A 12,887-nucleotide genomic window follows, 5' to 3' on the forward strand; every position below is an offset into this window, starting at 1 on the left:
AGTCTCGGCCGGTGAATCCGGCGGAGCAGAGCGGTTCCCGGTCTCGGCCGGTGAATTCGGCGGAGCAAACCGGGTCCCAGCCTCGGCCGGTGAATCCGACTGAGCAGGGTATGCCTCAGTCCCGCCCGCTCTCACCGCCCTCCGCTCCGAACTCGCCTGCCCCCGGTCCGGGTGGCCACCACCCCGCCCCGGCCCCGAACCGCCCCGGCCCACCCAACCCGGCCGAGTCCACCGATCCGCAGCCGCGCCCCTCCGAGCGCGGTCGCCACGGCAGGCGAAACCCGATCGAGCCTCCCCCGCCTCGGCCGGAGCACCCCGGCAGGCCTCGGCCGAAGCAGCCGGGCCAGCCCCACTCCGCCCACCCCGCCCAGCCCGCCCAGCCGGGCCAGTTCCACCCCGCTCAGCCGGGCCAATCCGGTGCCGCCCAGCCGGGCCAGTTCCACCCCGCTCAGCCGGGCCAATCCGGTGCCGCCCAGTCAGGCCAGCCCCGGCCCGGGCAGGCAGGCAGGCCGCACCCCGCCCAGCCGAGCCAGTCCAACCCGGCCCAGCCCTGGTCCGCCCAGCCGAACGCACCCCACCCCGACCGGTTCCGCCCCGCGCAGCCGGCCCCACCCGGCCCCACCTTCCACGACGACTTCCGGGGCCACGACCAGCCCACCAGCGTCCTGGAGATCCCCACCCTCACCCAGAGCATCGAACCCCCGCCCCCCGTCGAGGAGCCCGAGCCCGCCCCGACCCCCGACCCGTCCGGTTCCCAGCCTTCGACCGGCTCCGGTTCGTTCCCCGGTACCGGCAGGCGCACGGCTTCCCGCGCCGCGGGCCGGGGCAGGCTCGGGGCGGGGTTGGTCGAGGTCCCCGTCGTCCCGGTGAAGGACCCGGCCAGCGCTGTCCTGGACGACCCGGTGGTCGCCGAGAACAAGCGGTTCTGCAACAGTTGCGGTGCCGAGGTCGGTCGGGGTGGGCCGCCGGAGGGGGTGTGCGGGACCTGCGGGCAGGCGTACAACTTCCGCCCCCGCCTGTTCCGCGGTGACCTGGTCGGTGGCCAGTACGAGGTGCTGGGCAGCATCGCCTACGGCGGTCTCGGGTGGATCTACCTGGCCAAGGACCACAACGTCAGCGCCCGCTGGGTCGTGCTCAAGGGCCTCATCGACACCGGTGACGCCACCTCGATGGCCTCGGTGGTCGCGGAGCGGCGGTTCCTGGCCGAGGTCGAGCACCCGAACGTGGTGAAGATCTACAACTTCGTGCAGCACCCGGACCCGAACACCGGGTCGCTGGTCGGGTACATCGTCATGGAGTACGTGGGTGGGCAGTCGCTGCGGCAGCTCGCGCTGGAGCACCACAGGGAGACCGGGCGGGCGGAGCCGCTGCCGATCGGGCAGGTGATCGCCTACGGGTTGGAGATCCTCCCCGCGATCGGGTACCTGCACAGCATCGACATGCTCTACTGCGACCTCAAGCCGGACAACGTGATCCAGACCGGCGAGCAGCTCAAGCTGATCGACCTGGGCGCGGTCCGCAAGACCGACGACTACGAGAGCCCGCTGTTCTTCACCGCCGGGTACGCCGCCCCCGAACTGGCCACCGAGGGCGCCACCGTCGCCTCCGACATCTACACGGTCGGGCGGACGCTGGCGGTGCTCAGCATCGAGTTCGCCGGGTACACCACCCGCTACCGGCACACCCTGCCCGGTCCGGACGCCGAACCGCTCTTCGCCCTCTTCGGCAGCTACCACCGGGTCCTCAAGCGCGCCACGCACGCCGACCCGTTGCGCCGCTTCACCTCCGCCGGGGAGATGGCCGACCAGTTGACCGGGGTGCTGCGCGAGGTGATGGCGCTGGGCACCGGCAGGCCGAGGCCCGGTCTGTCCACCGTGTTCAGCGTGGACACCCGCTCCTTCGGCGCCTCGGTGGCCGAGGAGGGCGCGGACGTGCTGCCCGCCCCGGCGCCCGCCGAGGTGGCCAGCGTCCTGCCGCTGCCGCTGGTCGACACCGACGACCACGCCGCGACCGTGCTGGCGAGCATCACCGCCACCGAGCCCGCCGAACTGGTCGCCGCCCTCAACAGCGCACCGCGCGACTCCATCGAGGTCAGGTTGCGGCTGGTCAAGGCCCGGATGGAGCAGGGCGACCTGCGGGCGGCCCACTCGGAACTGGTGGCCGCGCGCAGGCTCGCCACCGACCCGGCCGAGTGGCGCCCGGACTGGTTCGACGGCTTGGTGGCCCTCGTCTCGGAGAACCCCGCGGCCGCCCGCGACGCCTTCGACCGGGTGTACGACGCGGTGCCGGGGGAGTTGGCGCCGAAGCTGGCCCTGGCCGCGAGCCACGAGCAGTCCGGTGACCACTTCGCCGCCGCCCGGTTCTACGAGCTGGTGTGGCGCACCGACCACTCGGTGGTCAGCGCCGCCTTCGGCCTGGCCAGGGTCTACCTCGCCCAGGGCGCCCGCGGCAGCGCCATCGAGGTGCTGGACCAGGTCCCGGACACCTCCAGCCACCACCTCAGCGCCCAGATCGCCGCCATCAAGATCAAGGCCCGGGCAGGTGAACCGGACGGCCAGGCGCACGTGACCGAACCCGAACTCCACGACGCCGCCAAGCGGCTGGAGCGCCTGACCCTGGACGCGGAACGCCGCACCCGCCTCGCCGCGGACGTCCTCGAAGCCGCCCACGGCTGGGTCGGGGCGGGCAAACCGGGTGCCGACCCGGCGAACCACCACCGCACCGTCCTCGGCTGCGCACTGTCCGAACGCGAACTGCGCTTCGGCCTCGAACACTGCTACCGCACCCTGGCCCGCCTGGCAGGCACCCCGGAACAACGCCACGCCCTGGTCGACCAGGCCAACTCCATCCGCCCCCGGACGATCACCTGAACCTCACCGGCACAACGGCCGACCACCCCGCCAACCGCAGTCCCGCCACGAGCACCACCAACAGGTCCCGGGTTTCCGAGGCGCGCCCGCCGGATCAGCTCACCCCAACTCGATGATCGAGATGTCCGGCGGCGCCCCGACCCGCACCGGCGGCCCCCAGAAACCGGCCCCGTTGGTCACGTAGAGCCAAGTGTCGTCCACTTTGGACAACCCGGAAACGGCGGGCTGCTGCGCCCGCACCGCGTAGTGGAACGGCCACATCTGCCCGCCGTGCGTGTGCCCGGACAACTGCAGGTCGACCCCGGCCGCCGCCGCGTCCTCGACCTGCACCGGCTGGTGCGCCATCAGCACGGTCGGCGTCCCCTCGGGCCTGCCGAGCAGCGCGCGCGGGATGTCCGGGGAGTCGTCGAAGCCCTTGCCGGTCACGTCGGTCACCCCGGCCAGCGTCAACCGCCCGCCCGCGACCGCGGTGTGCTCGTTGTGCAGGTAGTTCAGCCCGAGCCGTTCCAGTTCCCCGACCCACTGCTCGTACCCGCTGTAGTACTCGTGGTTGCCGGTGACGAAGAACGTGCCCTCGCGGGAGACCAGGTCCCGTAGCGGTGCCGCCGCCTCGCCCAGTTCCGCGACCGACCCGTCGGCGAGGTCGCCGACCACGGCGACCAGGTCCGGCTGCGTCTCGTTGATCATCCGCACGATGCGCTCGGTGTGCGCCCGCCCGGAGATGGGTCCCAGGTGGATGTCGGACACGACCGCGATCCGGTACCCGCGCAGCGCGGCCCCGCCCACCGGCACCGGCACCCGCTTGACCAGCGGCGGGCTCAGCGCCGAGACCATCCCGGACCCGACGATCCCGGCCGAGGCGACCCCGGCCACCACCGCCGTGGTCCGCGCCAGGAACAGCCGCCGCCCCTCGTCCACCGCGGGCGCGACCGGGGGTTCCGCGGTGGGCTCCGCAGCCGGTTCCACAGCGGACCCGGCGGCGACCCGGGCCGGGACCGGGGCGGGCGCCGCGCGCGACCACCCGCGCAGCAGCAGCTTCGGGATCTCCAGGACCAGCAGTATCAGCAGCAGGTACATGAACATCGCCAGCCAGATGTAACCCGGCCAGGAGAACCACGCCGCCTCCGCAGGCCCGACCACCCTGGTCAGCGACAGCGTCGCCGCCACCAGCAGCGCGAGCACACCCAGCACTACCGTGCCGACCACCCGCCCCCGGCGGGAACGGGTGGTGTCGCGCACCAGCCGTTTCCAGAGGTACCAGTGCAGCAGCACGACCAGCAGGCCGATGAGGGCGAAGAACATGGCGCCAGCCTACGGATTGAGCTCCACCGACCGGCGGGTGAGCAGCTCGGGGTTGTCCGCGATCTTCGCCAGGTCCTCCGGCCTGCCGTTCTCCAGGAAGTGGCTCAGCTTGACCTGCACGAACAGCGCCCGCGCGCGGACGGCGACGGTCCCGTCCTCGGCGTCGAGCCGCCCCTCGGCGGACACGTAGACCTTGCGCCCGGCGACGCCGTCGAGGTGGGCGTCGATGAACAGCGTGGTGCCCACCGGCACCGGTCGGACGAACTCGGTCTCCAGCTTCGCCGTGACCGCGGGCTTGCGCAGCAGGTTGCCGACGGCGGCGCCGAGCGCCTCGTCGAACGCGCAGGCCAGCAGTCCGCCGTGGGCCAGGCCGGGGGCGCCCTGGTGCGCCTCGGTCACGGTGAACCGGGAGCGGATGGTGACGCCCTCGCAGGCCGAGGTGCGGATGTGCAGGCCCTGCTCGACGCCGTCGCCGCAGCCGAAGCAGTAGGCGTAGTGCTGGGGCAGGTCCGCGCCCGGTGCGGGCGCTTCCGGGTGGCGCTGGGGTGCTTCGGTCGGCACCGGCGGCCACACCTCGGTGGTGGTTCGACTCATTACCGAAGAGTAACTTACGTCCCGCGCACCCGCCTTGACCGGCTGAGCAGCGCCGCTGGCCCCGGCCCCCGGCCGGTCGCAGGCTGGGGCGGTGGACGAGGACACCACCGACGTGGTCGAGGTCGTGCGGCGCTGCTCGGAACTGGCCGACGCGCTGGCCCGGCTGGTGCTCGGCGACCCGGGACCGGCTCCGCCGCCCCGGTGCCGGAGGTGACACCGCGGTGACCGCCCCGCTGCGCTCGCCGCCCGCGGGTCGACCGGTCGCCGTCACGGGGGGTGATCGATTGTGCGGACGTCACCCGCGGGGCAGTATTGCCCACCTGAGCGTGCGTTGTGCCCAGGTGTGCACAAGCACGGGGCTGGAGTGGAACCGGGACGGCCACCACGCCAGTCTGTTACCTGACGGAGGCGGTTCGAGCGGGGCCTCCAGCGGCGGCGTGGGAGGAAGCATGACGCGGGTTCGCACCATGGCGGAGGCCGAGGCGCTGGCGAAGCGGCACGGCGCCCGACCGGAGGCCCACCTCGTGCCCGGGCGGGTGCGCGCGGCCGAGCGCGGTGACCACCGGGTCGAGGGCGAGGACATGGACGGGCTGGAGATCAGCCCGGACGAGCTGCGCCGCGCCGAGGGCAAGCTCGCCCAGCTCCAGGAGGACCTGGTGGCCCGGCTGCGCGACGCCATCGCCCTGTCGGACCCGCTGCACGACGGCAGCGGCCCGGTCGCGGGCCCGATGCGCCAGACCTTCCTCAACCGCGCCGACGAGCAGAGCGGGGTCGTCGCCGCGCTGGTCGACTACATCGAGGAGATCGACGAGGTGCGCCGCACGATGAACGAAACCCTCGCCTCCTACACGCAGACCGACGAGTCGCAGGCCGAGGCGTTCCGCCAGGTCGAGCAGCGCATCCCGGTCCTGCCCGCCGTCGAGTCGGGGGAGCGGGCCTGATGCGCTACGACAAGGACCGCGAGGGCGAGTACTACTCCGAGGCCCACCCGCCGAGCCGCAGCGAACGGGAGCGCGCCGAGCGCCGCAAGCGCTTGCAGCAGCGCAACAAGGAGTTCAACGACTTCACCCACATCCGGTGGGACGCCTACACCCACCCCACCCTCTACAACATGATCATGAAGGCCAAGCCGGAGCAGCTCGGCGAGCGCGCCAGGTCCTGGGCGGAGCTGGCGGAGAAGATCACCGGCACCACCGGCGAGGTCAGCCGGGTCGTGGGCGGGCTGATGGGCGCCTGGCGCGGTCCGGCCGCGGTGCGCGCCGCCGAGTCCAACACCCGCCTCACCCAGTGGGCCGACGAAGCCGGGCACACCGCCTCCAGGATCGGCGCGGGCCTGTCGGACTACACGACCACGATCATGCGGGCCCAGGCCGCCATGCCCGAGCCGGTGTACTACTACGCCGAGCGCAACTTCATGGCGGGCTACGACGTCAAGGTCGGCGGCGACCCCGCCAGCGCGGTCATGCTCAAGCAGATGACCGACGACCAGGCGCCCAAGCTGGAGGAGCGCAACGCGGCCAAGGCCGAGGCGGTCCGGGTCATGCGGGCCTATGCGGACCGCAGCCAGGAGGTGTCGCGGGACCTGCCGGTGTTCACCCCCAAGCCGGACAACCAGCCCACCGCGCCCCCGGTCTTCCCCGAGCGCCCCGAGGTGGTCGTCCCACCGGTCACCCCCCGCAGGCCCCCGTCCCCGGTGCCGCCCCCGCCGCACGACCCCGACGGCCCCACGACCCCCGGCGGCCCCGACTGGGACAGCACCACCCCGTCCTTCGACGGCGGTACCTCGGGCGGCCCCGGTGGCACGGGCGGCGCGGGCGGCCACGGCAGCGGTTACGGAGGCACGGGCTTCGGCGGTGCGGGCGGCGGTTACGGCGCAGACGGCACCCGAGGCCCCGGCGGTGTCTCGGTGGGCGCGGGCGGCTTCGGTCCCGGTGGCTTCGGCCCCGGCGGCTTCGGTCCCGGTGGCGGCGGCGCCCCCGGCGCGGGTGGCCCCGGCGCCGCCGAGGCGGGCGCGGGCGGCCGTGGCGCGGGCGCCGGTGCGGGCGCGGGCCTGGCCGCGCGCGGAGCGGCGGGCGCCCTGGCAGCGGAGTCCGCGATGGGCGGCCGCGGCGGCACCTCCGGCATGGTCCCCGGCATGGCGGGCGGCGCGGGCGCCCCCGGCGCGGAGGACGAGGAGCACAAGGACAAGTACGGCGAGGGCACCGACTTCTTCGACGACCTGCCCCCCGCCTACCCGTCGGTCTTCGGCGCGTGACCGGCTACCACGCCGACCCCGGCGAACTCGCCGCCGCCTCGGCCAGGCTCCGCGACACCGCCGACATCCTGGCCGAGGTGCGCCTCGACGCCACCGCGACCACACCGGTCGGCCCCCCGGACCTCGCGGCAGCGCTGACCGCCTTCACCACCGAAGCCCAGAGCGCCCTGACGACCACCACGTCCGCCATCACCGAAGCCGCGGCGGGCCTGCGCGCGGCCACCAACGCCTACACCGACACCGAGGCAGACGCCACCGCCGCCCTCACCCGCCACCTCCGCGACTGACCATGCCCCCGGCTGTCCACACCCCACCCGGAGTTGTCCACACCCCCCTCGCTGGCACGCCGGAATCGTCACCCCCACCCGGTAACGTGGAAATGGGGGGTCCCCAGGGTCGGATGATCTTGTTCGGGCTCGGGTTTGGGCTGGGAGTCGGAGCCGGAGTGGGGTTTGGCGCTGTGTGCGCGGCAGGTGCTGCGGGGGGTGCGCAATCTGTCGGGGCAGTGGGTGCTGGGACTGCGCGAGCTGTCGGGGCGGTGCGTGTCGCTGGGGGTGTGCGTCTTCTCGGGGCTGTTCGGGATCGGCGGGGTGTTCGAGGTTTCAGGGTGGGGCGGGCTCCTGGGGTGTGTCCTGCAAAGCCCGGTTGTTTGTGGGTGGTGCCCGGGTGGGTGGATGTGTTTGGCCGGGGCCCCTATGGCGATCATGTGCTCCAGCGTGTCAGGTGGGGCTGAAAAGATGCCCCACCGCCCAGAGAGGCTGTCACATGATCGCCACCCCCGGCCAAACACATCCACCCACCCGGGCAGTTGGCTCGCCGGGCTGGCGGTTTGTTGGGTGGCCGGCTGGCCGAGCACCTCCACCCACCCGGGCAGTTGGCTCGCCGGGCCGGCGGTTTGGTGGGTGGTCGGCTGGGCAAGCACCTCCACCCACCCGGGCAGGGCCGTAGCCGGGCTGGCGGTTTTCGGGGTGGTCGGCTGGCCGCGCACCTCCACCTACCCGGACAGTTGGCTTGCTGGGCCGGTGGTTTGGTGGGTGGCTGGCTGGCCGCGCACGTCCGCCCACCCGGGCGTTTCCGTAGTTGGGCTGGCGGTTTGTGGGGTGGGTGGCTGGCCGCGCACATTCACCTGCCCGGGCGTTGGCTCGCTGGGCAGGCGGTTCGTGGGGCCGGCTTTCAGGAAAGGCCCTGGGGGCAGGCGAATCGGTGTGGTGGGGCGGGTTGTCGGTGTGGGGCGGCGGGTTGGGGTGGCTTGTCCGGGTTTGGTTTCGGGTGGGGAGGGGGCGTGGTGAGCGCTTATCGCGGGTTGGGGTTCGACCCGGTGCCGGGCGACCCGGATGCGGCGGTGGCCGCTGCCGGGGGGTTCGTGGCCGCGGCTGAGGCGCTGGGGCGGGTGGAGCCCGCGGTGCGGCGGGCGCGGGAGGTCACCGGGGGGTGGGCGGGGGCTGCGGCGGAGGGGTTCGCGGTGGCGCTGGGGCGTGTTCCGTCTGGTGTGGAGGATCGGGTGGAGCGGTTGCGGCGGGCGGCTGAGGTGTTGTCGGGGTGGGCCGGGGTGGTGGGTGGGAACCGGCGGGCGGCGGCTGACTTGGATGCGGAGGCCCGGAAGGTGCGGGGGCGGATCTCGGCCGCCGAGGATGATGTGCACGCTGCGCGCAACAACCTGGACTTGGCCGCTACGCCCGCGGCTGCCGCGGTGGCCGGGATGGACCACGCGACCGCCGAGTCCACCCTCGCTGCCCTGCGGTCGCGGTTGGACGAGGTGTTGCGGGCCGCCCGTGTGCTTGCGGAGGAGCACCAGCGGACCGCGTCCGCCGCGGCTGCCGAGTTGGACGCCCTGCGGGGGGTGTCCGCCCCGGCCGGGCCCGTTGGCGCTCGCGGTGTGGTCCCCGTGCTGGACGGGCTTTCCGGGACCACCGCTGCCCTCGCCCGGCTGTTCTCGCCCGCTGGCGGGAGCGGGGTCCGGCCGACCGGGGCGGCGGGGGCGTTCGCGGGGGCGTTGGTCCCCGCGCAGGTCAGTCGGGAAACGATCGTCCTCGTCGAGGCGCCGACCCGTGGACCGCGGCGGTGAAGCTGGCCGCTGTTCCCGGCGTCACACCGGTTTCGCTGGTCAGTCCCGAGCAGACCGCCGAGGAGTTGGCCGCGCTGATGGTGCGCGCCCGTGGGCCGGAGTCCGCCCACGACCCGGGGTTGCGGCAGTCCGCGGTGGAGGCCGCCGAGCTGGCGCACGCCAACGGGGCCGGGTTGGTCGCCGTGGTCGAGCACGCCGCCGCCGACCCCGCGGTGCTGGTGGCGCTGGTGGTGGTGAGCGACGTGCCGCACGGGGTGGGCGCCGCGGCGGAGCTGCGGGAGTACCTGGAGGCGGCGGCCGGGCCGGACATCCAGGACGTGACCGAGGCGCGGACCGAGCGCGGGCACCCGGTGGTGATCGCCGACCGCATCCCGGCCGGGGAACCCGGGTGCCAGTTGCAGGCGATCGTGATCGAGCCGGAGGGGCGGCGGATGGCGGTGTTCACCCTGCACTCCACGACTGGGCGCGGGTGGCTGGAGTTGGCCACCACGTTGGGGCGGTTGGTGTCGTCGGTGTCTTTCGCATAAGCCCTGCGCGTTGCCGGGGTTGGCCTCAAGTTCTGCCTGCCGCGTTTTGAGAGCCCGGTTTTGGCGTTGGCGGGTGCCCGGGTGGGTGGTTCTTGGGGTGGCTTGTAGGACCTAGGTGCCCAGCACTTCGTCGCGGTAGTCGCGGGGGGTTTGGCCCACTGCTTTGCGGAAGGTTCTGGAGAAGTGGGCGGCGTTGGCGAAGCCGCACTGGCGGGAGATCTCGCCGATTCCCCGGACGCCGAGGGCTGGGTCGGCGAGGAGTTCTTTCGCGCGTTCCACCCTGAGGGTCCTGATGCGGCCGGAGACGCCGTCGCCGTCGTCGAAGAGTTGGTAGAGGCGGCGGCGGGAGATGAAGAGGGCTTCGGCGATGCGTTCGGCGGTGAGGGTGGGGTCGGACAGGTGTTCGCGGATGTACTCCGTGGCCGCTCGGCGGCGGGTGGCGAGGGCGTCGGCGCGGTCGAGTTCGGTGCGCAGGGCGGTGCGCAGGACCAGTTCGGCCAGGCCGAGGAGGTAGGCCTTGGCGCCGTGCGGGTCGAGGGTTTCGGCGACGGCGAGCAGGTGGGCGACCGAGGTGGCGAACAGGGATTGCAGGCCCCGCTCCACCGGCACCTGGCGGAACAGCAAGGGGCGCAGCTCACCGAAGTCGACCGAGAGCTTGTGGGTGGCGACCGTCAGCAGGACCATGCCCTGGCGGTCGCCGGGGTGGACCCGCAGTTCGCAGTCGCCGAAGCCGATGGTGGTGCCCGCGGGGGGCAGGTGGCGCGGGAGGGTGGCGCGCATGAGCAGTTGCACCCGGTCCGGGTCGGCCCTGGTCTTGCCGCCGCGGGCGGCGTCGAGGGCCTGGCGGGCGGCGGTGGCCCCGGAGGAGCGCACGACCAGGTACCCGGCGGCGACCTCCTCGGGCTCCGCCGGGGCCGCGGCGGGGGAATGGCCCAGCACCGGGGACAGCGCGGCGAAGCGGCTCACCGGGCCACAGTAGCCACCGCGCCGCCCGGGGGCGCGGTGATCAGCCGAGGCAGGGGCCCGGCGGTGCGGTGGCGGGCTGAGACGGGCACGGAACGCGGGGACGCGGTGGTGGGTGGGCACGGGTGCTGAGGCAGGGCGCCCGGGGTGCGGGGACGGACGGGACGGGCGTCGAGGCGAGGCGTCCGGGGCGTGGGGATCGGTCACGACGGGTGTCGAGGCAAGGGGCCCGGCGGTGCGGTGGTGGTCGAGGCGGGGCACCGGGAATCTGGGGCGCGGTGGTCGGGCCAGGCAGGCGTCGAGGCCGAGAACCGGGGATGCGGTGGTCGTTCCAGATAGATGTCGGGGGAGGAACCAGGGGCGTGGTGGTCGGTCGGGACAGGCGTCGAGGCGAGGGACCTGGGGCGAGGTGGGGCGAGACGGGGGAGGGGTGGGCGGCCACCCGGCCGCCCACCCCTCCCCCGTGATCGATCAGTTGCTGCTGGCGGACATCGTGGACCACTTGTCCCAGGTGATGGCCCAGTCGTAGATGTCGCCGTCGACCGCGCTCAGTTGCTGGTTGCTGCCGGTGATTTCGACCGGGTCGCCGACCAGGACCGAGTCGAAGTACAGCTTGGCGTTGGCGGGGGCGAGGTTGATGCAGCCGTGGGAGACGTTGGCCTTGCCCTGCTGCGGGATGGAGGGGGCGTAGCCGTGGACGAACTCGCCGTTGTTGGAGATGCGCACCGCCCAGGGGACCACGACGTTCTCGTAGTCGTACTTGGGGTTGGTCATCGCATAGGTGGAGTGCTTGCTCATCACCACGTGCGTGCCGCTCTTGGTGACCCGACCCGGGTCGGACTCCAGGCCCATCGACGCCGGGAAGTCGGCCGTCTGCACCCCGTCGCGGAAGACGAGCACGCGGTGGGTCTGGGTGTCGGCCTTGACGACCTGGGAGCGGCCGATGGCGAAGGAGGAGGTGACGTCGGCGCGGCCGTAGCTGCCCGCGCCGAGGTCGCGGCCGTAGATGTCGACCGTGACCTTCACCTGGGTGCCGGGCTTCCAGTACTCCTTGGGCCGCCAGTGCACCCGGCGGTCGTCGAGCCACGCCCACGCCCCCTCGGTGGGGACCGAGGTCTCCACCGCGAGCGCCTGTTCGGCCGCGACCTTGTCCTTGACCGCCGCGTCGAAGGTGACCGCGATCGGCATGGCGACGCCGTAGGTCTGGCCGTCGCCGGTGTTGAGGCTGGCGCCGACCTGGCGCTTGGGCTTGGCCGTGGTGAACGCGCCCGCCAGGGCGACCGCCCTGCCGTCGTTGCCGGTGGCCGAGCCCGACCAGGTGTAGGTCTTGCCGTAGCCGAGGTCCTCGGCGACCGCCCACGACGTGCGGTCGGCCGAGAGGGTGCCCTTGACCTGCTTGCCCTCCGGGTTGGTCAGCGACACCGTCTCCAGCGCGCCGTCGACCACCGTCACCGTGACCGGCCCGCCGGGACCGACGTCCACCGCGCCCGCCGCCGGGGAGGTGGTCACCGCGGCCGCCTTGGCCACGCTCTGCTCCGCGGCGGGTTGTTCCCCGCCGCCGCCCGCGGTCGATGCCGCGCCCCCGCTCGTGCAGCCCCCCAGGGCCAGCGCGGCGACCAGGCCCGCGCCCAGCAGCGTCGCCGGGAACCAGCGCCTCCGCTTGTCCATGTGCGTTTCCCTTCCCCCATTGCCTGTGCACCTGTAACGACGTGGCGGACCTCTCGGAAGTTGACCGGGAACACTGTGACACGCAACACATTCAATGGAATTTCGGCGCAGTTCGCCTCGCGTTCGAAGTGCGATGCGACCATTGCGGAGCGTGCTCACCCACATCACCCGCATGGCCCAGCCGAGCGCCCATCAGGCAGTAGTGCGCCGGGGTTTCGCTCGATACGATTTGCCGTGCAGGCCGTAGTTTCTGTGTTCGTGCTTACACGCTCGCGGAACGAGAACGCGGGCGCGCTGCTTTCCCGCTGTAGTGGGCGGGAGTATCGCCCGGGGGCGGCCCGGGGCTGCATGGTGCAGCCCCAATGCTCCTGCGTTGGAGGCAGGTTTATGGCACAGGGCACTGTCAAGTGGTTCAACTCGGAAAAGGGCTTCGGCTTCATCGCGCAGGACGACGGCGGTGCCGATGTCTTCGTGCACTACTCCGAGATCCAGTCCAAGGGATTCCGCACGCTGGAGGAGAACCAGCGCGTCGAGTTCGAGGTCGGCCAGGGCACCAAGGGGCCGCAGGCCACGAACGTCATCCCGCTGTAGTCATCTGCTGTTAGTCGGCCGCGCGGGAGCGGCACCGACCTGACGACGAGGAG

12 protein-coding genes are annotated in these 12,887 nt (G+C 73.0%); 8 read left to right on the forward strand and 4 right to left on the reverse strand.

The window, feature by feature from the left end:
• Window positions 1-110: 110 nt before the first annotated feature.
• The gene (locus DFQ13_RS07595) at window positions 111-2,870 is read left to right on the forward strand and encodes a serine/threonine-protein kinase (protein ID WP_233438317.1); all 2,760 of its coding nucleotides are present in this window, start codon (window positions 111-113) and stop codon (window positions 2,868-2,870) included.
• Between the two features lie 99 nt (window positions 2,871-2,969).
• Here DFQ13_RS07595 and DFQ13_RS07600 read toward each other — a convergent pair whose 3' ends face one another.
• On the reverse strand, window positions 2,970-4,172 hold the full coding sequence (locus DFQ13_RS07600; protein WP_110079362.1) for a metallophosphoesterase: 1,203 nt from the start codon (window positions 4,170-4,172) through the stop codon (window positions 2,970-2,972).
• A gap of 9 nt (window positions 4,173-4,181) precedes the next feature.
• The gene (locus DFQ13_RS07605; RefSeq protein WP_035281166.1) at window positions 4,182-4,766 is read right to left on the reverse strand and encodes a PaaI family thioesterase; all 585 of its coding nucleotides are present in this window, start codon (window positions 4,764-4,766) and stop codon (window positions 4,182-4,184) included.
• Window positions 4,767-4,857: 91 nt separating this feature from the next.
• Between DFQ13_RS07605 and DFQ13_RS35540 the strand changes: the two genes are divergently transcribed.
• The 6 genes from DFQ13_RS35540 to DFQ13_RS07630 all read left to right on the forward strand — a co-directional run bounded on the left by DFQ13_RS35540 (window position 4,858) and on the right by DFQ13_RS07630 (window position 9,612).
• Window positions 4,858-4,980, forward strand: a complete 123-nt coding sequence (locus DFQ13_RS35540) for a hypothetical protein (protein WP_267897641.1) — start codon at window positions 4,858-4,860, stop codon at window positions 4,978-4,980.
• A 235-nt stretch (window positions 4,981-5,215) separates the two neighbouring features.
• On the forward strand, window positions 5,216-5,707 hold the full coding sequence (locus DFQ13_RS07610) for a hypothetical protein (RefSeq protein WP_110079363.1): 492 nt from the start codon (window positions 5,216-5,218) through the stop codon (window positions 5,705-5,707).
• The gene (locus tag DFQ13_RS07615; protein ID WP_110079364.1) at window positions 5,707-7,020 is read left to right on the forward strand and encodes a PPE domain-containing protein; all 1,314 of its coding nucleotides are present in this window, start codon (window positions 5,707-5,709) and stop codon (window positions 7,018-7,020) included. The genes DFQ13_RS07610 and DFQ13_RS07615 overlap by 1 nt, the downstream gene beginning before the upstream one ends.
• Window positions 7,017-7,307, forward strand: coding sequence for a hypothetical protein (locus DFQ13_RS07620; protein WP_110079365.1), 291 nt, complete (start codon window positions 7,017-7,019; stop codon window positions 7,305-7,307). The genes DFQ13_RS07615 and DFQ13_RS07620 overlap by 4 nt, the downstream gene beginning before the upstream one ends.
• Before the next feature lie 998 nt (window positions 7,308-8,305).
• Window positions 8,306-9,085, forward strand: a complete 780-nt coding sequence (locus DFQ13_RS33645) for a hypothetical protein (RefSeq protein ID WP_181399888.1) — start codon at window positions 8,306-8,308, stop codon at window positions 9,083-9,085.
• Window positions 9,082-9,612 (forward strand): hypothetical protein, encoded by a 531-nt coding sequence (locus tag DFQ13_RS07630; RefSeq protein WP_035281175.1) that lies wholly within the window; start codon window positions 9,082-9,084, stop codon window positions 9,610-9,612. The genes DFQ13_RS33645 and DFQ13_RS07630 overlap by 4 nt, the downstream gene beginning before the upstream one ends.
• A 111-nt stretch (window positions 9,613-9,723) precedes the next feature.
• Here DFQ13_RS07630 and DFQ13_RS07635 read toward each other — a convergent pair whose 3' ends face one another.
• Together DFQ13_RS07635 and DFQ13_RS07640 are read right to left on the reverse strand one after the other, a co-directional pair.
• On the reverse strand, window positions 9,724-10,578 hold the full coding sequence (locus tag DFQ13_RS07635; RefSeq protein WP_233427522.1) for a helix-turn-helix transcriptional regulator: 855 nt from the start codon (window positions 10,576-10,578) through the stop codon (window positions 9,724-9,726).
• A 468-nt stretch (window positions 10,579-11,046) separates the two neighbouring features.
• Window positions 11,047-12,243 carry a L,D-transpeptidase gene (locus tag DFQ13_RS07640; RefSeq protein ID WP_110079367.1) on the reverse strand — a complete coding sequence of 399 codons (1,197 nt, stop codon included), beginning with the start codon at window positions 12,241-12,243 and terminating at the stop codon, window positions 11,047-11,049.
• A gap of 387 nt (window positions 12,244-12,630) precedes the next feature.
• Here DFQ13_RS07640 and DFQ13_RS07645 point away from each other — a divergent pair, with 387 nt between their 5' ends.
• The gene (locus DFQ13_RS07645) at window positions 12,631-12,834 is read left to right on the forward strand and encodes a cold-shock protein (RefSeq protein WP_035281179.1); all 204 of its coding nucleotides are present in this window, start codon (window positions 12,631-12,633) and stop codon (window positions 12,832-12,834) included.
• The last annotated feature ends 53 nt before the right edge of the window (window positions 12,835-12,887 follow it).

Source organism: Actinokineospora spheciospongiae (assembly GCF_003182415.1).
Lineage (GTDB): Bacteria > Actinomycetota > Actinomycetes > Mycobacteriales > Pseudonocardiaceae > Actinokineospora > Actinokineospora spheciospongiae.